Below are 23,810 nucleotides of genomic sequence, written 5' to 3' on the forward strand. Positions count from 1 at the left end.
TCACCCTCATTCTGCATAAAAATTTATTAAAATCGATAAATATCCGGATGAATAATATCACTTTGTAATTCAAATTCAAAATCTGATTTTTGTATTATTAGTTTAATATTGATTAAGTCATTCTCTAAATCTTCAATAACGGTAAATTCTTTAATGTTTGTGGATAGAATTACACCGTCCTTTACTATAATTCCTTTATCACCATTATTATTGTAATGTAGCAAATCTATTGGATCGTTTAAATTTGATTGATCAACTAACTTTTTTGAATTATTAGCTGAATCTAAACTATCATACGGTACCCACTCCACATTAGAATCTCTCATTTCTTCAGTAATAACCTCCATTACTAGACGTGCTTCGCGTTGTGCTTCATTTTTTATCGAAACATCTTTTTCAGATTTTAAGGATAAAATAACTAAATTAGAAATAGGTATAAAAATAATTCCCATTAAAAAAATAACGATTAGTAATTCTATTAACGTTACTCCGCTTTGATTTTTCATGGTTTTAACACCACTGTTACTAAACTAATGAATTCATCCTTCTCCCATACTCCTTCACTACCACTTTTTACTCCAGCCGAAGGCATCTTAACAATAATTTCCACTTCATTATAATCAGAATAGTAAGGAGATGGTTTTACAACAGCTTCAACATAGACATCTTTGGTTATACTTAAACCTATTTCTGACAATACACCACATTCATTAACTGTACTAATATTTGTCCAACAACCACTCTTTTGAAGAGCAGAAATATTATTTTGTCTAACTTTTTCCATCATTTCCTGTGCAACATAAGCTATTTCCGTTTCTTTCTCCTGCCTAATTGTTCGAGTAAAAGTTCCAGTCATAATCGTTAGTAACGGAACAATGATTAACCCCGCTATTACAACCGCTACTAGTAATTCTACTAATGTAATACCTTTCTCATTTGTCACTAGACATCACCTCTACCAAAAGCTTATATACCATTCTAATATTTCAACCCCATAGACATAAGCCACTAGAGTTCCAACTAAGATAGAGGGGCCAAAGGCAATCGGCTGGCCTCTTTTCACTTTTCCTGTCATCAAAAGAAAAACCCCGGCAATTGCACCAACAAAGGACGCAAGGACGAGACTCATGACAGTAAGGAGAGGGCCTAATGCCACACCAATGGCTGCATATAATTTTATATCTCCCCCGCCCATGCCTCCTTTACTGACAATTGCAAGGAATAGTAGTAATAAAAACCCTACGGCACCACCGAGAAGATAGTACCAAATTGGTTCTGTACCGATAAATAAACGAGAAATGATTAATAGTCCAAGCATAGGTAATGTGACAATATCTAAAATTAATTGTTCACGAATGTCTGTTAAGACTGAGATTACTAAAAGTATCGTTAATAGAAAAGCTGGGACTAGTTCAAGTGATAATCCAACATTTTTGTAAACGAAGAAAATAGAAGCTGCTGTTAATAACTCTCCAAATGGATATAGTGATGAAATTGAACTTTTACAATAACGGCATTGTCCTTTTAGAAATACATAACTAAGTACGGGAACTAAATCAAGTGCATGGAGTTGGTGGTTACAATTTACACAATGGGAAGGCGGGAAGGCAATTGACTCTTTTTTTAATAATCGAATGGCAACGACGTTAAGGAAACTACCTAAAACTATTCCAACTATGACTACAAAAATATCGATTATTAGCATAATATCTCCTCCCTTCAACTTAATAATTATGTAATTAAAAGGCTGTCGCCGCCATGAATGACGCGACAGCCTTTTAATTTATTTATAAATTTATTTAGTACAAGCGGTAGTAACAACACTTTCCCCTTCTACTATTGTCACTTTACCTCCAGATAAGGAAAAATCCGTAGCTTTACAATCACCAAATTTTTCAGGTTTAGGAACTTCAGCTATGAATGGACCACCTTTATTTGTTTCGCCACTTTCAGCACTTTTTAGCGTAGTTAAATCAGTTGGATTTTCACCATTCATAAAATTATAACGATTGACTGCATCTTGTAAAATAGATAAATTTTGTGTGTTTGTGTTTTTCGCAGCGTCAACCCTATTATTCATTACTGCTGGTATCGCAATAGCCGCAATTATCCCCAAAATAACAATTACAACAAGCAACTCAATTAGCGTTAAACCTTTCTGATTTTTAGTAAACTTCATTTTTGTGTTCAAAAGTTTCTTAATCATTTGAACATTCCCCCTTTATTTTTCTCTATATTTCTTTTTTAAGAGTATTTCAATCTCTTAAATATAAAAATAGCCCTTACAACATGTATACATATACACAATCTGTAAAGGCCGGTTGCACCAACTGCTCCAAATGACTCAGGTGCCCAAATACAAGTCATTCTTCATAACATCCAATAATTAATATTAGGTTAGAATTATTTTATATTAACACCGACAAAGTTAGCAAGCGTTTTTAATACTATTTTCCTATTTTTTGACAAACTTTCTAAATTTACTCATTTAATCTACTATCATTGTACCATGTGTTTTAACAGGAAGAAAGTATAATCTTTCAGTATCAGAACTTCTAAATATGTAGGCTTTTAGGCTCTAATCCTTGATAAAATGAGGGATTTACTTTAGATTTATGCATTTTATTACCTGTGATTAATCATCGAATCAGACAAACTTTTGTCACATTCAACAAATGACTTTATGCCCCTTTCGAGAACCTTTGACAAAAAAATAGCCTACGCAAGATATCATCCTTGAGTAAGCTTTTAAGTATTTTGAAATAGTTTATTAATAAGTTCCTAACTTCTACTTGTCATTTTTCACTAACAGGGACCTTAATCCGATCATCTTCTTTAATATCCCCATTTAGGATTTGCTCAATTTCGTCTAAGTTAAAAGCATCGTACACTTTAATGCCGTTAATATATAAGGTAGGGACAAATTCGACACCTAAATTTTTCGTGTATTTACGTGTGAGTGAAATGGGATCAGGATTGTTCTTCTCTAGTTCTTGCACACTAACCTCTACTCCGAAATCTTTCAGTGTCGTTTGAATGTATTCTTCCGTTCCCCAACCTTCGCTAACTGCTTCCTGGGCCATTAGAAGCTGAAGATCATATAGCTTTTGAGGGTGATTTTTTTCTATAAAGTAGTCGACATGGGACAATTGCAATGAGGTTTGGTCTAATACCACAATAGGTTGGCCGACATAATAGCCTTTACCTGTATCTAGATATTTTTCCTTAATCACTGGTAGGATTTCTGCCATCCATTTATGACACCATATGCATGAATAGTCAAAAGCTAATACAAACGAATTTTCAGCTTTTTCATCTCCTAGCTTGACCTTATCGTTTACATCGAGTTCATACTTTTTATAAATATACTCTTCATATTTCGTATCATCATTTAGTTGAGCAGTTTCTTTCTCTTTTGTGTCACTTTGCTGGCATCCTACTAGAAACAAAATCATCAGCATAGCTAGTGCGATTCCCACTCGTTTCATTAGACAACAATCCTTTCTAGTAATATATCAAACATCATTTTATTAAAAAAACATTTGGAGGTTTCTGTACTTGAAATAAAGCAATTAACCTTAAATTTTACTTAATAATTCATAGTATCATAGTTTACAAAGCTCCATTAAAAATTGTTTGAAAGTTCATGTAATGTTCATTTTCAAAGTTTATTTTTAATGACGACTGAAAGAAAAACTGCCATCCATAGGATTACGATCAATCCCATGAATGGCAGTCAATAAAATTTATGATTTTTCAGCAATATGGCCGCGCAGCTATTTAGCTAATTGACCCTTGATAAACGGCTTCACTTCCGAAATAAAATAAAGCGATCCCGTGACGACAAATATTTCATCAGAATTCAATGATTGAAGTTCTTCTGTAATTGCTTGTTTCCAATCGGCATTATGATGTTTATTTTTATTTTTGCTCAATTGGTATAAATCTTCTACTTTGGATGCGCGTGGGTATTCGAATGTAACAAACGTAAGCTTGTCTGCCACTTCATCTAGTTTATGAATCATTTTATCTAAACTTTTATCCGCTAGAGCTGAGAAGATGATGTTCTTTTTCTTTGAAGGATAGCGATGGTTAAGCTCATCTACTAAAGCATTGACCCCCTCTTCATTATGGGCGCCATCAATCACAACAAAAGGCTCCTGTGACAGGACTTCAAACCGTCCTGGCCAATAGGCACTTTTGAGTCCTTCTCGAATTTGACCTTCCTCCATGTTAAAATCATGTTTTTTCCCTAAAATATGTGCCGCTTTTACAGCAAGAGCTGCATTTTTCGTTTGATGTTTACCAAACATGGATATTTCAAGATTGGCTAAAGTGGTCTCAGCGTCCTTCCATGTAAAGGATTCCCCTGTAGGTACTGACACATGATCCTGAATGTGAATGTCCCGGTCTAATAAAAACGCAGGAACTTCTAGTTCACGAGCCCGACTCAGAATTACATCTTGAGCGTCAGGTTGATCAACCGCAGTAACTAAACTTGTCCCTTTCTTGATAATTCCTGCTTTTTCAAAGGCAATTTCCTTGTAGGTGTCTCCAAGAAATTGGACATGATCCAACCCGATGTTTGTAATAACCTCAAGTAAAGGTTTGATAACATTCGTAGAATCAAAGCGTCCACCTAAACCGACTTCAAAGATAGCGATATCTACTGGGTGAAGCTCAGCAAAGTAATAAATCGCCATTGCGGTAATGATTTCAAATTCTGATGGTCCACCTAGTTCTGTTTCCTCTAGTTCTAGTGATAACGGATAAATCACATTCACTAGTTTAATGATGTCCTCATCAGGGATTGGCTGACCATTTACACTGATTCGCTCATTAAATTGTTCAATATATGGGGAGGTAAACGTTCCTGTTTGATAGCCAGCACTTTCTAGAATCGAACGTAAATAAGTCACGGTTGAGCCTTTTCCGTTTGTTCCACCGATATGTACACATGTTAATTTATTTTCTGGATGGTTTAACTTTTCCAACATCCATTCCATTCGCTTTAAACCAGGTTTAATTCCAGCTCTTAACCTAGAATGGATCCAATGTAATGCCTCATCATATGTCTGAAACACAGTTGTTATCTCTCCTTAAATACAAAGTAGGTGAGGGCCCCGAGGTGGAGCCCCCACAGGGAATAAATTTATTCCCCTTTTAGTTCGTTTAAACGCTCTTGTACAGCTGCTCGTTTTTCCGTGTAATCTTTCTCTTTCGCTCGTTCTTCTTCGATCACTTTTTCCGGTGCCTTTTTCACGAAGCCTTCATTACTTAATTTCTTTTGAACGCGCTCTACTTCTTTATTCAGCTTGTCTAGCTCTTTTTCTAGACGGGCAATTTCCTCATCTAAGTTAATCAGCCCTTCTAACGGCAGGATAATTTCTGCACCTGTAACAATGGATGTCATTGCTTTGTCAGGGATTGCCACTTCTGTTGACAGAACTAATTCTTCTGGATTACAGAAGCGTTCTAAGTACGCTTTATTTTTCTCTAAAGTTGCTAGAACGTTTTGATCTTTCGCTTTTACAATCATTTTGATTTTCTTGCTTAACGGTGTATTTACTTCTGCACGGCTGTTTCGGACAGAGCGAATAATTTCAACGAGAAGCTTCATTTCTTCCGCAGCTTTAACATCTGTTAAAGAGTTGTCTACTACAGGCCATTTTGCTACTGTAATGGACTCCCCTTCGTGTGGCAAGTTTTGCCAAATTTCTTCCGTAATAAATGGCATGAATGGGTGCATTAAGCGCATAATGTTATCTAACACATACGCTAAAATGGAACGAGTTGTTTTCTTCGCTGCCTCATCTTCCCCATATAGCGGAAGTTTCGCCATTTCAATATACCAATCACAGAAATCATCCCAAATGAAGTTATAAAGAACACGGCCCACTTCACCGAATTCATAACGGTCTGAAAGTCTTGTAACATGCTCAATCGTTTCATTTAAACGAGTTAAAATCCATTTATCAGCAACAGATTTTTCACCTGTTAAGTCGATTTCTTCATATTTCAAGCCATTCATGTTCATTAATGCAAAACGAGAGGCATTCCAAATCTTATTCGCAAAGTTCCAAGTCGATTCAATTTTTTCCATGCTAAAACGTAAGTCTTGACCTGGTGATGAGCCTGTTGATAGGAAGTAACGTAGGGAATCAGCGCCATATTGGTCAATTACATCCATTGGATCGATTCCATTTCCTAACGATTTACTCATTTTTTTGCCTTCTGCATCACGAATTAAACCATGGATAAGAACGTCTTTGAATGGACGCTCGCCAGTAAATTCAATTCCTTGGAAAATCATGCGAGATACCCAGAAGAAAATAATATCATAACCAGTTACTAACGCATCTGTAGGGTAGTAACGTTTAAAATCAGCTGCATTTTCATCTGGCCAGCCTAAAGTTGAAAATGGCCAAAGCGCAGAACTGAACCATGTATCTAACACATCATTATCTTGTTCCCAGTTTTCAAGATCAGCAGGTGCTTCCGTGCCTACATAGACTTCACCTGTTTCTTTATGATACCAGGCCGGAATTCGATGGCCCCACCATAACTGACGAGAGATACACCAGTCACGAATGTTTTCCATCCAGTGTAAATACGTTTTTTCAAAACGGTCTGGAACAAAGTTTACTTTACCTTCCTGCTTTTGTAGCTCTATCGCTGCATCCGCAAGTGGCTGCATTTTGACGAACCATTGTGTAGAAAGGTATGGTTCAACAACTGCCCCACTTCGTTCGGAATGTCCCACCGAGTGCAAGTGATCTTCAATTTCGAAGAGTACGTCTAGATCTTGTAAATCTTTAACGATCTGCTTGCGGCATTCGAAACGGTCCATGCCTTGATATTTGCCAGCATTCCCATTCATTGTTCCGTCTTCGTTCATGACTAGTACTCGTTCTAAATTGTGACGATTACCGATTTCAAAGTCATTCGGATCATGAGCTGGTGTAATTTTAACTGCTCCTGAACCAAATTCCATATCAACATAATCATCTGCCACGATCGGGATTTCACGGCCAACAATTGGAAGCTTAACGGTTTTACCGATTAGATGTTTGTAGCGCTCATCCTCAGGGTGAACGGCAACTGCTGTATCTCCAAGCATCGTTTCAGGACGTGTTGTTGCAATTTCAATCGATCCAGAACCATCTGTTAAAGGATAGTTCATATGATAGAACGCACCTTGAACATCTTTATAAATCACTTCAATATCAGAAAGTGCTGTTTTTGTTGCAGGGTCCCAGTTAATAATATATTCTCCACGGTAAATCAGACCTTTTTCATAAAGCTTTACAAACACTTCGTTTACGGCTTTTGAAAGGCCTTCATCCATCGTAAAGCGTTCACGCGTATAATCTAATCCAAGACCAAGTTTTGCCCATTGTTGACGAATAAAACCAGCATATTCCTCTTTCCAAGCCCATGTTTGTTCTAGGAATTTTTCACGGCCTAGGTCATAACGGCTTTTGCCTTCTTCACGTAGCTTGGCTTCTACCTTTGCTTGAGTCGCAATCCCCGCGTGGTCCATTCCTGGTAACCAAAGAACATCATAGCCTTGCATCCGCTTCATTCTTGTTAAAATATCTTGCAGGGTTGTATCCCAAGCATGTCCTAAGTGAAGCTTTCCTGTTACGTTTGGCGGTGGAATTACGATGGTGTATGGTTGTTTATTTTCATCATCTTTTGCTTCGAAAAACTTCCCGTCTAACCACCATTTATAACGACCTTGTTCAATTGCCTTCGGGTCATATTTTGTTGGCATTGTTAATTCATTTTGTTCCATTCTTTCTGTCCTCCTCGTATTTTAAGCAATAAAAAAACTCCCTCGTCATAAAAGGACGAATGGAGCTTGAGTTCGCGGTACCACCTTTTTTCCAGCAAAAAATAAACCTTGCTGGCACTTAAATCGATAACGGCTGTTCCGTCTTTTACTACTAAAAATCATTCACCTTGTTGGATGAAGGTTCATTTGTTCGCAAAAGAAGCTCCAGGGCGACTTCCAATGGTTCTGCCTAGAAACCTTCCAGCACTGGTCTCCTCTCTTTGAAGCAAAAGTCACTGTACTCTTCCCTATCAACGCTATTATGTAATGGATTCTACACTAATACTTATACTACCGAAAAAATGGCTATGTCGTCAATAAGGATAACCTTATTTTTTGTCGATTATACTTATACTCGGCCATTAATTTAAGGTGAAAATCATCAAGCACCCATCACCCAAATGTTTCATAACATAATGATAAGCGAAATGGAAGGAGTTGAGGTCCTTGAAACGATATAATCCTTATACGCTCCCACCTTGGTTAAGAAAGACGAGAAGTGTCTGCCAGCAATTTATTATTCCTTTTAGTGTTTTTCAAGGAATACGAGCACTTCTCCTGCCTACGACTTTTGATATTCTCTTGTTAGCGATTTTTATTATTATTGCCATTGCTTTTCATCTTGAGATGATTTAATGATTGTTGAGAATGGTTAATGTAGAATCTAAAAGCTTACGTAAATGGCCCGGAATGCTAATCATTCCGGGCTTCTTCTTGTTGCTGTTCTTGTTGCTGTTGTATTTTTTTATGCCTTTCAATTTCATCAATTCGGGAAACGACATATTCAATATTTTTTAATAGCCAGAATTCCCTTTGCAGTTTTTTGACAGCCCTTCGTTCATGCCTTTGTCTCTTGTTTCCTTCGCGAAACAGTCTCTCAGAAGTCTTGATGATAAAAGAAGGTTGTGCTAAATAGCTAAGAAACAACCCCATTTCCTCATCTTGAAACGGAAAGTATTTAAAATACGTGTAAAGCCATTCGACTAACTCTTCCGATTCCTTTGGAAATCCCCTCAATGTTTTTACCATGAAAGGCAGTAAGTCATGAATCGGAGAGCCTATTGATGTTTTTTCGAAGTTACTAAAATAGCCGTAGCCTTTTTCATCAAAAAGGAAATGGTCATTAGATAACTTCCCATGGATAATGACAATTCGAGCTTTGTCCTTCTCTTTTGTCGCTTCATACCATTCATTCAATTTTCGTTTTGAAAAAGTCAATGCATGCTTAATCGTCGGATAATAAGTACAAAACAATAATTCAAATGGAGACATGTAGATTTTTCTTTCATATTCTCCCAGCAGTTCATTGATAAGTGCTTCTTCTCTCTCCAATTCCTCGATGGACTTATCAAAATGTGCCTTTCGATGCTCTTTATTCACCTTCACTTCACGTGCAGACAGAGTATGAAGCCTTGCCAGCTCACGAAATAATTTCGAATGATCCCCTTTTTCCGCATTAGCGAGCCATGGCATTAAATAATACAATTGATGGTTATAGAGGATCCCGTATCGACCATCTAAAGTGGGATAAATGGGAACAATCCGGTTGTATCCAGACTGATAAAGCGATTGAACATACCGGATAAAATCGATTCCCTGATTCGCATCAATTTTTTTTAACGCATAGACCCCTTGATTTGTATAGACCTTCGTAACCTTACCAAGGGATTCGATAAATGTGGGGGTAAGCCCGTAATTTTGTAAAATAGCTGTTACCGTTTGGTTACTAGTAGAGTCTCTCATTTGATCCCTCTGTCCTGATTGGGGATTTTACCTTTGTGATTGTGGAACAGGAATGTATAGGACTTGCCCCTCATAAATATCTTGATTCAACTCCATTTGATTCACTCTTTGAATCTGTGTTACTGGAACCTCATAGCGTTCAGAGAGAACCTCGAGGGTATCCCCGTTCTGCACGATACACATTCTTAGTTTAGTAAGCTCCTCCTCATCTTTACGGGCAAAGAATTCTGAGAGTGTGATGGACTGCTTATTTTTTAACTTTTTGCCAGGTTTCTTTTTCCCTTTTGTTGGAGCCGGCTCTTCTTCATGCTCGAGCATTTCCTCATTTTCCTCTGGAGACTCTGCTTCTACTACGGGTTGTTCTTCCACATTTTGTTGAGGAGTAAAAGTGATTTCAGGAACAGCCTCCTTTTTAACCTCCTCTTGAAGGATAGGTGCCTCTACAATCGGCGTTTCCTTTCTTGGTTCCTCATAAACTGTCTCTTCAAGAACTGGAGATTCTTCAACAGATGGACCTTGATCAGGTATTTCTAGCTCAGGTGTTTTAGCTTCTGCCTTTATTGATTCTTCTCGGTTATTTTCATCCTGAATGAGGGAAATTTCCGGGTATTTTTCCTCAAAGGATTGGAATCCCGTAAATTCTTCGACTTTCTCTTCCTCTGGAGGTGTTTTTCTAGCCTCTACTTCAAATGGTTCATATTCTTCGTCTATCTCATCAGGAATTTCTGGCTTGGAAAAAGCCTCTACTTCCTCATTTAAATCTTCCGTAATTCTTTCCTCTTCATATGGCTTGTAAACTTGATTAATATCAATCTCAGGAATTTCTGATTCAGGTCTTTCATATGGTGCAAACCCTTGTAGATCATCTCTGAACACTGGTTCATGATCCTCGACTTCCTCGATCTCTTCAATTCCATCGATTTCAACTTCAACGGGTTCCTCTTCTTCATGAAATTGCTGTTGTTCCCCATAAAGGCCAATAATCATCAAATCGGCGGTCAATCGTAAACAACTTTTTTCTGGAAAAGCATAATCAAACGTTTCGACCGTGACATCAATGGCGTCTAAATTTCGAATCCGATTTTTCGGGATTGTTACCTCAACGGGAAATTGATGGGTAAAGGCATAAATTCCCTCATCTTCTCTTAACTCTACTAGTTGAACAGACCTTGGATTTTTATTAAAAAAGTCAAAGTCTTCATCTTCTTCTATAACCGAAATTTCCTCACGATTATATTCACCTGTTAACTCCAGAGATCCTTTTATCGTTATATATTGATCGCTCTCTTGAATGGTAATATCGGGATCAAGTGAGATCGAGAGTAAATCATCTACTTCCTGTCCTTTTTGAAACCAAACGGATTCCTCTAATGAAAATCGTAAATAAGATTGATTACCATGTGACAAAGCGACTCCTCCCTTCTATTACATCACGTTAATCACCATGTCAATTACACTTTATGAATAGAAAGAAGGATTTATGATTTATCACTAAAAAAAACGGATGTTTTAGGAGGGATGGAATTTGAGTGGGATTGGGGCTTTTTACCAAGATACGAGTAAAGAGTGGGAAAATACGAGTAACCTGCAGAAAAATACGAGTAAACCCTCAAAATATACGAGTAAGGTCTCTTATTAGAGAAAATATCGCTCATTTTGTTAACTCAGAAGCTTTATTTTTAATTTTTAGACGCCAAAAAAGCCAGTCCTTCCCCTAATAAAGGGAATACTGGCTTCATTAAAGACGATATTTACTTTTTATACTTAGAAAACGCGATTTCAACGGCATGAATCGTCTTGTCTAGATCTTCATCACTATGCTCTGTTGATAAGAATAATCCTTCAAATTGAGAAGGCGGTAGGAATACACCGTTATCAGCCATTTCTTTATAATACTGAGCAAAGAAGTTCAGGTCAGATGTTTTTGCACGGTCGTAATCGATCACCTCTTCATTTGTAAAGAAGAAGCCAATCATTGAGCCCGCACGGTTAAATGTAACCGGTACACCGTACTTTTCGGCTGCGGCTGTAATTCCTGCCTGCAACTTGTCACCTTTTCGTTCAAATTCTGTATAGTCTTCCGGTTTTAATTGGCTGATCGTTTCATAGCCAGCCGTCATTGCAAGCGGGTTACCTGATAAAGTGCCAGCTTGATAAATCGAACCGCTTGGTGCTACTTTTTCCATGATTTCAGCTTTACCACCGTAAGCACCAACTGGCAGGCCCCCACCAAGTACTTTTCCAAGACAGGTTAAGTCAGGAGTAATTCCAAAGTAACCTTGTGCACAGTTATATCCAACACGGAAGCCAGTCATGACTTCATCAAAAATTAATAGGGCGCCATGCTCACTTGTTAATTCACGTAAACCAGCTAAAAATCCAGGCTGTGGCGGAACAACCCCCATATTTCCTGCAACAGGTTCAACAATCACAGCTGCAATATCTTTTCCATATTGTTCAAAAGCATATTTCACTCCGTCTAGATCATTATAGGCTACTGTTAACGTATTTCTAGCCACTCCCTCAGGAACGCCTGGGCTGTCTGGCAAGCCTAATGTAGCAACACCCGAACCCGCCTTAATGAGTAAAGAATCTGAGGCGCCATGATAACAGCCTTCAAATTTTAAAATTAAATTTCTTCCCGTATAGCCTCTTGCTAAGCGAAGGGCACTCATTGTTGCCTCTGTCCCTGAGGATACCATGCGGATCATTTCAATCGATGGCACACGTTCTTTTACTAAGTTGGCCAGTTTGTTTTCCATCAGAGTTGGCGCCCCAAAGCTAGCACCCATCTCTGCCACTTTTTTGAGCCCTTCGACGACACGATCATTCGCATGTCCTAAAATAAGCGGTCCCCATGATAAAACATAGTCGATATATTCATTGCCATCAATATCGTAAATCTTTGAGCCTTTTCCTCTTTCCATAAAAATCGGATCCATGTTAACGGATTTAAAAGCTCGTACTGGACTATTTACTCCACCTGGCATTAATGTTTTCGCTTCTTGAAAGGCTTCGATTGAACGATCATAAGAACGCATACAATCCCTCTTCTCTATGTATTATATTTTGGTATTCTTATTTTTCATTTAACCAACGTGCAGCATCTTTTGCATGATAGGTAATAATTAAATCAGCACCCGCACGCTTCATTCCCGTCAACATTTCCATGACAACAGATTTCTCATCCACCCAGCCGTTGGCACTTGCTGCTTTAACCATCGAATATTCACCGCTCACATTATAGGTAACAACCGGAACATTAAACTCGTTTCGGACATCACGGACAATATCAAGATAAGGCATCCCTGGTTTCACAATGAGGAAGTCAGCCCCTTCTTCAACATCAGACTCTGCTTCACGGAACGCTTCCAGACGGTTGGCCGGATCCATTTGATATGTTTTACGGTCACCAAATTGCGGGGTACTTTCGGCTGCATCACGGAATGGACCATAGAAAGCAGAAGCATATTTGACAGAATAAGACATAATTGGAATATGAGCAAACCCTGCTTCATCCAATCCTTGACGAATCGCTGCAACAAACCCATCCATCATATTAGATGGTGCAATAATATCTGCCCCTGCCTTTGCTTGACTAATCGCCGTATCCGTTAATAATTTAAGGGATGGATCGTTTAACACTTGGTCCCCTTCAATCATGCCACAATGCCCATGACTTGTGTATTCACAAAGACATGTATCAGCCACAACAAGTATATTAGGATACTTTTCTTTGATTAAGCGTGTAGCTTCTTGGACAATGCCATGATCGTGAAAAGCACCTGTTCCACATTCATCCTTTTCAACAGGAATTCCAAATAGAAGAACAGATTGAATTCCGAGTGATGCCACTTCATCCATTTCCTCTGTTAGTCGGTCTAATGAGTATTGATAAATACCTGGCATCGAGGAAATTTCATTTTTAATGTTTTCGCCTTCAATAACAAAAATCGGGTAGATGAAATCTTCGACTCTAACATGGTTTTCTCGTACTAATGATCGCATTGCTGCATTACGACGTAACCGACGATGGCGTTTAAACTCTAAACCCATTTGTATCCCTCCAAAGATTGTTTTTTTAAAATAGTCTTCCCCTGCATTAATCTTCTCCTTTTATAAATCGGGAGACGTCTGCTGTATGTAGTTTGCTACTTCCTTTAGCATTTCCTCAACTGTATAGACAGCCGGAACGATCGAAACGGGTAGAGCATAACTCTCCGCCCTTTTTTTCGCTATAGGGCCGATACAAGCAAAAAGCAGGCGATTCAGTTCATCCGCTAGATCATTTTTTTGAATGACCTCCATAAAATGATCCACTGTAGATGGGCTTGTAAAACAAACGATATCTAATTCATGCTGCTGAATGGTTTTAGCTAAAAGGGCTTTGCTTTCAGGTGGAAAATAGGTTCCATAAACAATGATTTCATCTACAATCGCACCTTTTTCTGTTAACTTATTACCAATATACGTTCGGGCCAAATTTCCTTTGGGAATCAATACTTTCATCCCTTTTTGAATCATAGAGTCAAATTCGACAACAAACGCCTCGGCCACATATTCCGTAGGAACGAAATCCACTTGAAGTCGTTTTTCAGTCAAGGCCCTTGCTGTTTTTTCACCAATTGCAGCGATTCTGTTAAATTGAGAGAGAGAAACTCCTGGATAAGACAGGAAGGTTTCCACTGTCACATTACTTGTAAAAATTACCCAATCATACGATTGTAAATTATGTATCACATTCTCTATCTCAGTTGTCATTTTAACTGGTTGGAATGCTAGTAATGGGATTTCAACAGGTTCCCCACCCAACCTTTTGACAAACTTAGAAAAAGATTTAGCTAATTCTTTTTCGCGTGGAACTAAAACGCTTTTATTTTCTAAGGGATGAGAGGAGCTCATTCACTCTCAAGCTCCTCTTTCACCTGATCCATTAAGTCTTTCGCACCTAATTCGATTAAGTTTTCTGCTAGTTTTTCCCCAAGTTCTTCCGGATTTTGTCCAACAGCCTGATCTCTTAGGATCGTTTTTCCATCAGGTGATGCAACAAGACCAGTTAAAACGACTTCATTATTAGAATTAATCTCGGCAAAGCCAGCAATTGGAACTTGGCACCCGCCTTCCATTTTATCTAAGAAGGATCTTTCAGCCCTAACCGTTTGACTTGTCTCAACACTATTAAATTTACGAAGTAGTTCTAGTAGTTCTTCATCACTGCCTCGACATTCAATAGCAAGTGCACCTTGGCCTACTGCTGGTAGACATAAATCTGGATCAAAGAACTCTGTAACTGTCTCCGAAGTCCAGCCCATTCTAGCCAACCCTGCTGCAGCTAAAATAATCGCATCATAGTCTTCTGTTTTTAATTTTTCAAGTCTTGTATCAATATTTCCCCTAATCCATTTAATCTCAATATCAGGACGTTTTGCAAGGAGCTGTGCACTTCTTCTTAACGAACTAGTTCCGACAACTGCACCTGGTTTTAAGTCTTGAAATTTAATATGTTCTTTAGAAATAAAGGCATCACGATAATCTTCCCGTTCAGGAATACAACCAATGACAAGTCCTTCCGGGAGAACAGCTGGCATATCTTTCATACTATGAACAGCCATGTCGATCTCTTTATCAAGCATAGCTTGTTCAATCTCTTTCACAAATAATCCTTTTCCTCCCACCTTTGAAAGGGTGACATCTAAAATGCGGTCACCTTTTGTAACAATTTCTCTGATTTCAAATTCATAGGAAGGATCTAGTTTTTTCAACTGTTCGATCACCCATTTTGTTTGGGTCATTGCTAACTTACTACGTCTAGAACCAACAATAATTTTTCTCATGCTAGGCCTCCAAGGTGTTTTTAATAGGTTGAAAAGAAAGCGCCTCCGCTTTTCTATAACCAAATATGAAATGATGATAGATTTCCAATTAGGAAAAAGTTAATTAATAAGATGAGAAAGGCAGCGACATTCCACATCGCTAGCGCTTTTCCAGCCATTCCTTTGCGGATGCGGAAATAAATATAAATACAATAGACAACTACGACTAAGATAGAGCCTATTACCTTTGGGTCAAACCAGGGAACGAAAGGCAACTTTATATGAGCCCATTGTACACCAAGAATGACTCCAATCATTAGAATCGGAACCCCAATGATATTCAATACATAGGAAAATTGTTCAAGTTTCGATAAATCTGCAATTCTCCATAAGCGCTTTCCCCACTTTTTTTGTTTGAGTAAATTATATTGGATTAAATATAGAATAGACGAAACAAACGAAAGAGAAAAGGCGCCGTATGACAAAATAGCGGCTGTAATATGTATAAGAAGAAGCTCAGATACTAGTTGTTCGGCCAGAACAGTAGAACCAATTTGTTCTGGTGCAAATGTATGTATGACAATTACAATAAATCCAATGATGTTCGTAAAAAAGACGATAAAGTCAACCTGTCTTATAGAATTAATAATAAGCGAGAAAGTAATCAAGACCCATACATAGAAATAAAGCCCTTCAAAAATGGTTAAAATCGGAAATCGTCCTTTCTCAACCATATAATAATACAATGAGAAAGACTGGAGGAGCCATACAAATAAAAGTAACCAGAAGGCAGTGCGATTTGCCTTCCGGTTGTGGTGTAGAAAATCAATAAAATATAGCAATACACTTGTTGCGTATAAAATAACCGTTAGCTCTTGCAGCCGAGGTATTAACGTATCCAGCATATAATAACCTCATTCTATGATTGAAAAACCGGCTTAGAGGTATGAATAATAGCAGTTTTTTCTTTTGCCGTTTCCGCAAATTTTTGTTTTTCAACTTGCTCTTCAATATTAAAGATACTCATAAAGAATTTTAAGTTTTTATCCCGATCTTTTGAGCCAGCTAATTCCTTCACTTGTAAGATTGGATCTTTCAGCATTTGATTAATGATACTTTTTGTATGTTTATTAAGCACTTTCATTTCCCGTTCCGATAAATCGGGTAATTTGCGTTCTAGGCTTTTCATCGTTTCGGCTTGAATACCTAAAGCCTTCTCACGGAGTGCGGAAATCACCGGAACGACTCCTAGCATATTCAACCATTGCTTATATTCAACAATTTCCTCTTCGATCATCAGCATGATTGCTTCTGCCGCTTTTTTACGTTCTTGTAGGTTCGCTTGTACAATTCCTTCTAAATCGTCAATATCATAAAGGAATACACTGTCAAGCTCAGCAATGGCTGGATCCAAATCACGAGGAACAGCAATATCTACCATAAATAATGGTTTGCCTTTACGCTGTTTCGCTGCTGCCTCAACCACTTCTTTTGTTAGGATAAAATCCTGTGCACCAGTCGAACTAATTAAAATATCAGCATCAATAAGTGCGGATTCAAGCTCATTTAATGATTTCGCTTGTCCATTAAAACGAGAGGCAACCTTTTCTGCTTTTTCATAAGTACGGTTTAAAACCGTAATTTTCGTTGCACCACTGCCTTGAAGATTTTGGATTGCCAATTCGCCCATTTTACCTGCGCCTAAAATTAACGTATGTTTGTTCTCAATCGATCCGAAAACCTTCTTAGCTAATTCTACCGCCGCATAGCTTACAGATACTGCATTTGCGCCAATATCTGTGTTTGAATGTGCCTTTTTTGCTAAGGTAATAGCTTGTTTAAATAATTGATTAAATACCGTACCAATTGTTCCTTCTTCCTGTGCTAGTAAAAAGCTTGAACGAACCTGTCCCAAAATTTGAGTTTCTCCGAGAACAAGTGAGTTTAACCCACAAGTAACCTTAAAGAGATGTTCCATCGCACCGTCCACTTCATATATAAACAGAAAAGGCGTAAATTCCTCCTTTTCTATTTGAAACCATTCTGAAAGAAAATCCTTAATATAATATCTGCCCGTATGAATTTGATCAACCACTGCATAAATTTCCGTCCGATTACAGGTTGATAGGATTACATTTTCAAGAATACTTTTCTTTTCTTTTAACTTCTTCATTGCATCCCCTAATTGTGACGGCTCAAATGTTAACCGTTCCCGAATTTCTACTGGGGCTGTCTTGTGATTAATTCCAACAACAATAATATGCATATTACTTATTAACCCCCTTAAAAGATGCATAAAGTCAAACTTCCATCAGTGAGTGTTCTTTCACACTGATGGTTAGTCACGCAGAGCCTGATTGATTTATCTAAGGGCTAAAGCCCAAAGATAAATCTTATTTCACCAATCGGAGCTTTACGGGGAGTTGATCCCCCAATCTTAAAGTGGGGGCTTACTGCCCGTTAAGCCTGATAAATACCTATATACATTGTATCATGTAAGCTCGTTATTATTTTTAGTAATTGTGAACATATATTGAAAACATTTCTAACGTGCTTAAGTTAAGAAAAGAAAAAATTTCCTAATAAGTAAATCGTTTATATTTAGTAGTATGGTAATATAGTTAAGAAAGTATGATTATTTATGTCTTTTTTTAGTTCTTCCTCTGTACAATATCAAAAAAACTTTGATTATTCAAGAAATCAACACTGGAAGGATGGAGAGGTTGAATCATTATCGTTATTTCTCAGGGATTATTTTATTAGGCTTTGGTATCTACTTTTTTGGGCAGCAAACAAATATCACTCTATTAAATGAATATCGAACATGGCCGACTCTTCTAATCATTGTTGGTCTTGCTTTACTTGCACAAGGGTATAAAGGACAAGAATATGAGGTGATCCTGCCTGGGGTGATTGTAGCGGGATTTGGGTTTCATTTTCATGTTGTTGAACGCTTTTCAATTTGGCCTGATGCTAGTGGAGCATTAGTTTTATTCATTGCTCTTGGATTAGTTCTACGCTATCAAAAGACAGGAAATGGCCTCATACAAGGGATTATATTTTTAGCGATCGCAGGATTAATCATTTTCTATGACAACCTCTTAAGCTGGTTGGGATCATTAGGAAACAATGTTGATGCGATTATCCAATATTGGCCGCTTCTCCTCATGATCCTAGGAATTTATTTATTATTTATTAAAAAGAAGTAGATGGAGAGATGGTTTGAACTTGTCCTAAGTTCCTATGAATCCAAAAAAGCACGATCTTAGAAAGGAAAGTTATCTAAGATCGTGCTTTTTATTTTTTAATTCTCGGACAAGAGATCTGATTCATCAGTTCCCATATAGCTTTTAAATACAGACCAAGCTTCATCTTTACCATAGCCTGTTTCGGAAGAGAAAAGGATAATCTTGTCATTTGGGTCTAGGTTTAATGTTTCTTTTGTAATCTTAATATGCTTTTGCCATTTTGATTTCGGTATTTTGTCTGCTTTTGTATTTATGATGATGCATGGAATTTCATAATGCTTTAAAAAGTCGTACATCATTACGTCATCAGCTGTAGGGGGATGACGTAAGTCCACAATTAACACAACTGCTTTCAACTGTTCCCGACTTGTCAGATATGTCTCAATCATCTTCCCCCATGCGGCTCGTTCTGACTTAGAAACTTTCGCATACCCATACCCAGGTACATCGACAAAATAAAAATTTTCATTAATCAAGAAAAAGTTTAATGTCTGTGTCTTTCCAGGTTTGGAGGACGTTCGGGCAAGACTCTTCCGGTTAAGCATCTTATTAATAAAAGAAGATTTTCCTACATTGGAACGGCCAGCTAAGGCAAATTCCGGCAAACCACCTTCAGGATATTGCTCAGGCTTTACAGCACTTATTACAATATCAGCACTTGTTACTTTCATTATTGCTCCCCACTTCTTAACGCTTCTGATAATACTTGGTCCACATGAGAAACAAAAACAAACTCCAAATCCTGTCTTACACTTTCCGGAATATCGTCTAAATCTTTTTCATTTTCCTTCGGACAGATAATTTTCGTAAGTCCCGCTCTATGAGCACTTAGCGTTTTCTCTTTTAATCCACCAATTGGCAATACCCGGCCACGCAGCGTAATTTCACCCGTCATCCCAATTTCTCTGCGGATAGGTCTTCCTGTTAATGCAGAGGCCAATGCGGTTGCCATCGTAATTCCTGCAGATGGACCATCTTTTGGAACGGCTCCTTCTGGAACGTGGATGTGGACATCATTTTTCTCATGAAAATCTGGGTCAATGCCAAGCTCTTCAGCTTTGGAACGGATATAACTGAATGCCGCTTGCGCAGATTCCTTCATGACATCGCCTAATTTACCGGTTAAAACTAATTTGCCTTTTCCAGGTGATAGAGACACTTCGATTTGCAATGTATCTCCGCCAACTGTTGTATAGGCAAGGCCTGTTGCAACGCCCACTTGATCTTCCTGTTCTGCTTGACCATAGCGGAAAAGGGTTTTTCCTAAATATTCTTCAACGTTTTGCTCCGTGATCACTACTCGTTTTTTCTCACCAGCAACAATGATTTTCGCTGTTTTGCGGCAAATGCTCGCTAATTTCCGTTCAAGGCCACGGACTCCCGCCTCACGAGTATAATAACGGACAATTTTTTGAATGCCATCATCACGAATTTGAAGCTGTGCTTTTGTTAAGCCATGTTCTTTAATTTGCTTAGGTAGTAAATGATCTTTAGCAATATGAATTTTTTCCAATTCTGTGTATCCAGCAATTGTAATAATTTCCATACGGTCACGTAAAGGCCCCGGAATGGTTGCTAAATCATTAGCGGTTGCAATAAACATAACCTTAGATAGATTATACGTTTCTTCAATGTAGTGGTCGCTGAAGTTATGATTTTGCTCTGGATCTAACACTTCTAATAAAGCAGCAGATGGATCGCCACGAAAATCCCCAGACATTTTATCAATTTCATCTAATAAAAAGACAGGGTTGATCGTGCCCGCTTTTTTCATTCCTTGAATAATTCGTCCTGGCATTGCTCCAACATAAGTTCGTCTATGACCGCGAATCTCTGATTCATCGCGCACCCCGCCAAGTGAAATACGAACAAAATTACGGTTTAGCGATGTGGCAATCGAGCGAGCAAGACTTGTTTTTCCTACTCCCGGAGGCCCTGCGAGACAAAGGATCGGTCCCTTTAAGGAGTTCGTAAGCTTTTGAACAGCTAAATATTCCAGCACTCGCTCTTTTACTTTTTCTAACCCGAAATGGTCACGGTTTAGGATCTTTTCTGCTTTTTCAATATTAATTTCATCAGCCGTAGCCTTTGACCAAGGCAATGCAATTAACCAATCAAGATAATTGCGAATGACAGCACTTTCTGCAGAGCTTGAAGGAACTTTTTCGTAACGATCTAATTCTTTTAACGCGGCATTTTTGGCATGTTCAGGCATTCCTGCTTGTTCAATTTTCTCAGTTAGCTCCGCAACTTCACCCGTTTTGCCGTCTTTATCGCCTAATTCTTTTTGAATCGCTTTCATCTGTTCACGCAAATAGTATTCTTTTTGCGTTCTTTCCATTGATTTTTTCACGCGTTGACCGATTTTCTTTTCTAGATTTAAGACTTCTTTTTCATTATGAATGATCTCAATCACGCGATTCATGCGATCCTTGATATTGATTAATTCTAAAATGTCTTGTTTTTCATTTAGCTTTAACGGTAAGTGAGAAGCTATGATATCAGCCATTCGGCCTGGTTCTTCTATATCACTTACAGATGAAAAAGTCTCAGCAGAGATTTTTTTCGAAATTTTTATGTATTGTTCAAAGTATTCTAGCATCGTTCTCATTAATGCTTGATCTTCCGGATCTACCGACGGATCATCTTCATGAGTTTGTAGTTTTACTAGAAAATAATCGGGTTCGTCTAAGAATTCAACAATTTCGCCCCGTTGCAAGCCTTCAATTAATACCCTTATCGTCCCATTCGGAAGCTTGAGCATTTGTTTGACCTTTGTTAAAGTACCAACCTGATATAAATCCTCTTCTATCGGTACATCAACAGATAGGTCCTTTTGTGTCGTTAGAAAAATTAGATGATTATCAACCATCGCTTTTTCCAGAGCTTGAACGGATTTGTCACGCCCAACATCTAAATGAAGAACCATTGTTGGGTAAACTAACAAGCCTCGCAAGGGTAACAAAGGAACGATGATTTCCTCATTGTTTGCCATAACCTCACACCTCCATATACATTAAAAATCAAATTCGCTCCGTCGAATTTGCGCCCGGATTTTATCACGCTTTAGAATGCCACATCCTGTGGCTTTCTCCTGACTAGGACGTCCTGTCCGTCGTCGAGCTTGCTCGATAAATTTCTCTTAAAAAATCCGTGGCATCCGCCGGAGGCTTAACTTCATTCAGAGAACCCCATGCTGAATTAGAAAACCTTTTGCATTCATCTCCACTTATAGAAGTAGAGGACTTCTGACTTCTGTACCTGTCGCAAGCTATCGGTTGCTGAATAAAGTTAAATTAGTTTATTAAACAATTTTATCGTATTTAAGTTACCATGTCTAATAAGGTGGCTGCTCATTTTACATCTTGAAATACTATATGATGATAATATTTATACAAAAAGAAACTTCACTTTGCCTGCAAAGCTACAAAGCGAAGTTTATATGGAAAATAATTATATACTTTCTCTTTCTCCTACATCAATGGAGGCAGAACGGGATTGATTGCCTGTAAATTCTTTGTTTAGCGAGATTTCAAAGACTTCATTGATATGGGTAACAGGAATAATCTCAATCCCTTCAATTTCATTTAAAACGGATTGCATGTTTTCCTTTGGGATAATGACCTTATTGACACCAGCATCTCTCGCCGCCTTGACTTTCGGGTATACCCCGCCAATTGGCTTAACATTCCCATGGATACTAATCTCACCCGTCATAGCCACTTTATTATTAACTGGGAATTTGTAAATAGCTGAATAGATCCCCGTTGCCATAGCAATTCCCGCTGACGGCCCATCAATCGGAACTCCGCCTGGGAAATTAACATGAATATCATAATCATGTGCCGGCACACCGAGTGTACGTAATACAGTGATTACATTCTCTATCGATCCTTTTGCCATACTTTTGCGGCGAATCGATTTACTTCGATCCCCCATACTTTCTTCTTCTACAATTCCTGTAATATTGATGGTTCCTTTATCTTTTGCAGGAATCACGGTTACTTCAATTTCTAGTAGTGAGCCTGTGTTTGGTCCATGGACTGCAAGACCATTGACCAATCCCACTTGCGAAAAGCCGGTCACCTTTCGTTCTAATCTTGGTGTTAATTGACTTGAATGAACTAACCACTCAATATCTTCTTCTTTTATGTATGAGCGTTCTTCAGTAATAGCAAGACCTGCGGCTAATTGAATCATATTAACCGCTTCACGTCCATTTCGAGCATAGGACGATAAGATTTCAAGTCCTTTTTCACTGATTTCTAAGTTAACTTTATCAGCCGCTTTTTTTGCAACAATGGATATTTCTTCTTGAGATAATTCTCTAAAAAACACCTCCATACAACGGGAACGTATTGCAGGTGGAATTTCACTTGGCGTTCTAGTCGTAGCTCCAATTAAGCGGAAATCGGCTGGTAAACCATTTTTAAAAATATCATGAATATGATTAGGGATTTGTGTATTTTCCTCGCTATAATAAGCACTTTCCAAAAAGACTTTACGATCTTCCAATACCTTTAATAGTTTATTCATTTGGATGGGATGTAATTCTCCAATTTCATCAATAAATAATACTCCGCCATGTGCATTTGTCACTGCTCCTTGTTTGGGTTGTGGAATTCCTGCTTGTCCCATTGCACCAGCACCTTGATAAATAGGGTCATGAACCGATCCGATTAAAGGGTCCGCGATTCCCCTTTCATCAAATCTTGCTGTTGTTGCATCTAACTCAACAAAAACAGATTCAGATTTAAAGGGAGACTTTTGATTTTTCTTTGCTTCTTCTAACACAAGACGAGCGGCTGCCGTTTTCCCTACTCCCGGAGGGCCATATATAATGACATGTTGTGGGTTCGGTCCACATAACGCTGCTTTTAATGATTTGATTCCATCTTTTTGCCCGACAATATCATCGAAAGTAGATGGCCGAACCTTTTCAGATAAGGGTTCACTTAAGGAAATATCGCGCATTTTCCGTAATTGGTCCATTTCCTTTTTTGATTCACGATCTATGGTCACTTTTTGCGTGCGTTGATTCTTAAGTAAGTTCCAGAAGTATAAACCAATAACTACACCAAAAAATAACTGGATAAAGATTACTATCCCGGTCCAACTCATATTTTTCCCTCCTGCATATTAGTACTTGATGATATATGCTAGTATCTC

The 23,810-nt window shown here is 38.1% G+C and carries 20 protein-coding genes, 1 riboswitch and 1 other annotated feature; of the genes, 2 read left to right on the plus strand and 18 right to left on the minus strand.

The genetic code is table 11. The annotated features are described in order from the left end of the window. Positions 1–26: 26 nt before the first annotated feature. The 7 genes from R4Z10_RS16630 to R4Z10_RS16660 all read right to left on the minus strand — a co-directional run bounded on the left by R4Z10_RS16630 (position 27) and on the right by R4Z10_RS16660 (position 7,798). Complete coding sequence (locus R4Z10_RS16630; protein WP_338470409.1) at positions 27–506, minus strand: type II secretion system protein; 480 nt, start codon at positions 504–506, stop codon at positions 27–29. After that, a complete protein-coding gene (locus R4Z10_RS16635) occupies positions 503–943 on the minus strand; it encodes a type II secretion system protein (RefSeq protein ID WP_338470410.1) in 441 nt (146 codons plus the stop codon). Before R4Z10_RS16635 ends, R4Z10_RS16630 begins: the two co-directional genes overlap by 4 nt. 12 nt (positions 944–955) lie before the next feature. Next, positions 956–1,705: a prepilin peptidase gene (locus R4Z10_RS16640; RefSeq protein WP_338470411.1), complete on the minus strand. Its 750-nt coding sequence runs from the start codon at positions 1,703–1,705 to the stop codon at positions 956–958. A 90-nt stretch (positions 1,706–1,795) separates the two neighbouring features. Then, the gene (locus tag R4Z10_RS16645; protein ID WP_338470412.1) at positions 1,796–2,206 is read right to left on the minus strand and encodes a prepilin-type N-terminal cleavage/methylation domain-containing protein; all 411 of its coding nucleotides are present in this window, start codon (positions 2,204–2,206) and stop codon (positions 1,796–1,798) included. A gap of 100 nt (positions 2,207–2,306) precedes the next feature. After that, positions 2,307–2,390: riboswitch (cyclic di-GMP riboswitch) on the minus strand. 405 nt (positions 2,391–2,795) lie between these two features. After that, positions 2,796–3,488, minus strand: a complete 693-nt coding sequence (locus R4Z10_RS16650; protein WP_338470413.1) for a thioredoxin domain-containing protein — start codon at positions 3,486–3,488, stop codon at positions 2,796–2,798. A gap of 288 nt (positions 3,489–3,776) precedes the next feature. Beyond that, positions 3,777–5,084 carry a folylpolyglutamate synthase/dihydrofolate synthase family protein gene (locus tag R4Z10_RS16655; protein WP_338470414.1) on the minus strand — a complete coding sequence of 436 codons (1,308 nt, stop codon included), beginning with the start codon at positions 5,082–5,084 and terminating at the stop codon, positions 3,777–3,779. 68 nt (positions 5,085–5,152) lie between these two features. Then, positions 5,153–7,798, minus strand: a complete 2,646-nt coding sequence (locus R4Z10_RS16660) for a valine--tRNA ligase (RefSeq protein WP_338470415.1) — start codon at positions 7,796–7,798, stop codon at positions 5,153–5,155. 48 nt (positions 7,799–7,846) lie between these two features. Then, positions 7,847–8,101, minus strand: a binding site (T-box leader). Positions 8,102–8,284: 183 nt separating this feature from the next. Between R4Z10_RS16660 and R4Z10_RS16665 the strand changes: the two genes are divergently transcribed. Continuing rightward, positions 8,285–8,473, plus strand: coding sequence for a hypothetical protein (locus R4Z10_RS16665; RefSeq protein WP_338470416.1), 189 nt, complete (start codon positions 8,285–8,287; stop codon positions 8,471–8,473). 57 nt (positions 8,474–8,530) lie between these two features. Here the strand turns inward: R4Z10_RS16665 and ysxE are convergent, their stop codons facing one another. The 8 genes from ysxE to hemA all read right to left on the minus strand — a co-directional run bounded on the left by ysxE (position 8,531) and on the right by hemA (position 17,659). Then, positions 8,531–9,580 carry a spore coat protein YsxE gene (ysxE, locus tag R4Z10_RS16670; protein WP_338470417.1) on the minus strand — a complete coding sequence of 350 codons (1,050 nt, stop codon included), beginning with the start codon at positions 9,578–9,580 and terminating at the stop codon, positions 8,531–8,533. A gap of 27 nt (positions 9,581–9,607) precedes the next feature. Next, positions 9,608–10,987 (minus strand): LysM peptidoglycan-binding domain-containing protein, encoded by a 1,380-nt coding sequence (locus R4Z10_RS16675; RefSeq protein WP_338470418.1) that lies wholly within the window; start codon positions 10,985–10,987, stop codon positions 9,608–9,610. A gap of 344 nt (positions 10,988–11,331) precedes the next feature. Continuing rightward, positions 11,332–12,621 carry a glutamate-1-semialdehyde 2,1-aminomutase gene (gene hemL, locus R4Z10_RS16680; RefSeq protein WP_338470419.1) on the minus strand — a complete coding sequence of 430 codons (1,290 nt, stop codon included), beginning with the start codon at positions 12,619–12,621 and terminating at the stop codon, positions 11,332–11,334. 37 nt (positions 12,622–12,658) lie between these two features. Continuing rightward, positions 12,659–13,636: a porphobilinogen synthase gene (hemB, locus tag R4Z10_RS16685; protein ID WP_338470420.1), complete on the minus strand. Its 978-nt coding sequence runs from the start codon at positions 13,634–13,636 to the stop codon at positions 12,659–12,661. 60 nt (positions 13,637–13,696) lie between these two features. Further along, positions 13,697–14,482: a uroporphyrinogen-III synthase gene (locus R4Z10_RS16690; RefSeq protein ID WP_338470421.1), complete on the minus strand. Its 786-nt coding sequence runs from the start codon at positions 14,480–14,482 to the stop codon at positions 13,697–13,699. Beyond that, entirely contained in the window at positions 14,479–15,414 is a 936-nt protein-coding gene (gene hemC / locus R4Z10_RS16695; RefSeq protein WP_338470422.1) for a hydroxymethylbilane synthase, read from the minus strand. Before hemC ends, R4Z10_RS16690 begins: the two co-directional genes overlap by 4 nt. Positions 15,415–15,467: 53 nt before the next feature. Further along, the gene (locus R4Z10_RS16700) at positions 15,468–16,298 is read right to left on the minus strand and encodes a cytochrome c biogenesis protein (RefSeq protein WP_338470423.1); all 831 of its coding nucleotides are present in this window, start codon (positions 16,296–16,298) and stop codon (positions 15,468–15,470) included. A gap of 14 nt (positions 16,299–16,312) precedes the next feature. After that, positions 16,313–17,659: a glutamyl-tRNA reductase gene (gene hemA, locus R4Z10_RS16705; protein ID WP_338470424.1), complete on the minus strand. Its 1,347-nt coding sequence runs from the start codon at positions 17,657–17,659 to the stop codon at positions 16,313–16,315. A gap of 457 nt (positions 17,660–18,116) precedes the next feature. Here hemA and R4Z10_RS16710 point away from each other — a divergent pair, with 457 nt between their 5' ends. Next, a complete protein-coding gene (locus R4Z10_RS16710) occupies positions 18,117–18,602 on the plus strand; it encodes a DUF5668 domain-containing protein (protein WP_338470425.1) in 486 nt (161 codons plus the stop codon). Positions 18,603–18,697: 95 nt separating this feature from the next. On the opposite strand, the gene yihA is transcribed toward R4Z10_RS16710, so the two are convergent. The 3 genes from yihA to lonB form a co-directional block, all read right to left on the minus strand. Further along, positions 18,698–19,312, minus strand: a complete 615-nt coding sequence (gene yihA / locus R4Z10_RS16715; protein ID WP_338470426.1) for a ribosome biogenesis GTP-binding protein YihA/YsxC — start codon at positions 19,310–19,312, stop codon at positions 18,698–18,700. Then, positions 19,312–21,636, minus strand: a complete 2,325-nt coding sequence (gene lon / locus R4Z10_RS16720; protein WP_338470427.1) for an endopeptidase La — start codon at positions 21,634–21,636, stop codon at positions 19,312–19,314. The genes yihA and lon overlap by 1 nt, the downstream gene beginning before the upstream one ends. Before the next feature lie 458 nt (positions 21,637–22,094). Further along, complete coding sequence (gene lonB, locus R4Z10_RS16725; RefSeq protein ID WP_338470428.1) at positions 22,095–23,762, minus strand: ATP-dependent protease LonB; 1,668 nt, start codon at positions 23,760–23,762, stop codon at positions 22,095–22,097. Positions 23,763–23,810 lie beyond the last annotated feature (48 nt).

The sequence above is a fragment of the Niallia sp. XMNu-256 genome, assembly GCF_036670015.1.
In the GTDB taxonomy this organism is placed as follows: Bacteria; Bacillota; Bacilli; order Bacillales; family Cytobacillaceae; genus Bacillus_BD.

Bases quoted from the DNA above. Each gene is read 5' to 3' on its own strand.
- R4Z10_RS16630 (WP_338470409.1), bottom strand. From the start codon at position 506: ATGAAAAATCAAAGCGGAGTAACGTTAATAGAATTACTAATCGTTATT.
- R4Z10_RS16640 (WP_338470411.1), bottom strand. From the start codon at position 1,705: ATGCTAATAATCGATATTTTTGTAGTCATAGTTGGAATAGTTTTAGGT.
- R4Z10_RS16645 (WP_338470412.1), bottom strand. From the start codon at position 2,206: ATGATTAAGAAACTTTTGAACACAAAAATGAAGTTTACTAAAAATCAG.
- R4Z10_RS16650 (WP_338470413.1), bottom strand. From the start codon at position 3,488: ATGAAACGAGTGGGAATCGCACTAGCTATGCTGATGATTTTGTTTCTA.
- R4Z10_RS16660 (WP_338470415.1), bottom strand. From the start codon at position 7,798: ATGGAACAAAATGAATTAACAATGCCAACAAAATATGACCCGAAGGCA.
- ysxE (WP_338470417.1), bottom strand. From the start codon at position 9,580: ATGAGAGACTCTACTAGTAACCAAACGGTAACAGCTATTTTACAAAAT.
- hemL (WP_338470419.1), bottom strand. From the start codon at position 12,621: ATGCGTTCTTATGATCGTTCAATCGAAGCCTTTCAAGAAGCGAAAACA.
- hemB (WP_338470420.1), bottom strand. From the start codon at position 13,636: ATGGGTTTAGAGTTTAAACGCCATCGTCGGTTACGTCGTAATGCAGCA.
- R4Z10_RS16690 (WP_338470421.1), bottom strand. From the start codon at position 14,482: ATGAGCTCCTCTCATCCCTTAGAAAATAAAAGCGTTTTAGTTCCACGC.
- hemC (WP_338470422.1), bottom strand. From the start codon at position 15,414: ATGAGAAAAATTATTGTTGGTTCTAGACGTAGTAAGTTAGCAATGACC.
- R4Z10_RS16700 (WP_338470423.1), bottom strand. From the start codon at position 16,298: ATGCTGGATACGTTAATACCTCGGCTGCAAGAGCTAACGGTTATTTTA.
- hemA (WP_338470424.1), bottom strand. From the start codon at position 17,659: ATGCATATTATTGTTGTTGGAATTAATCACAAGACAGCCCCAGTAGAA.
- yihA (WP_338470426.1), bottom strand. From the start codon at position 19,312: ATGAAAGTAACAAGTGCTGATATTGTAATAAGTGCTGTAAAGCCTGAG.
- lon (WP_338470427.1), bottom strand. From the start codon at position 21,636: ATGGCAAACAATGAGGAAATCATCGTTCCTTTGTTACCCTTGCGAGGC.
- lonB (WP_338470428.1), bottom strand. From the start codon at position 23,762: ATGAGTTGGACCGGGATAGTAATCTTTATCCAGTTATTTTTTGGTGTA.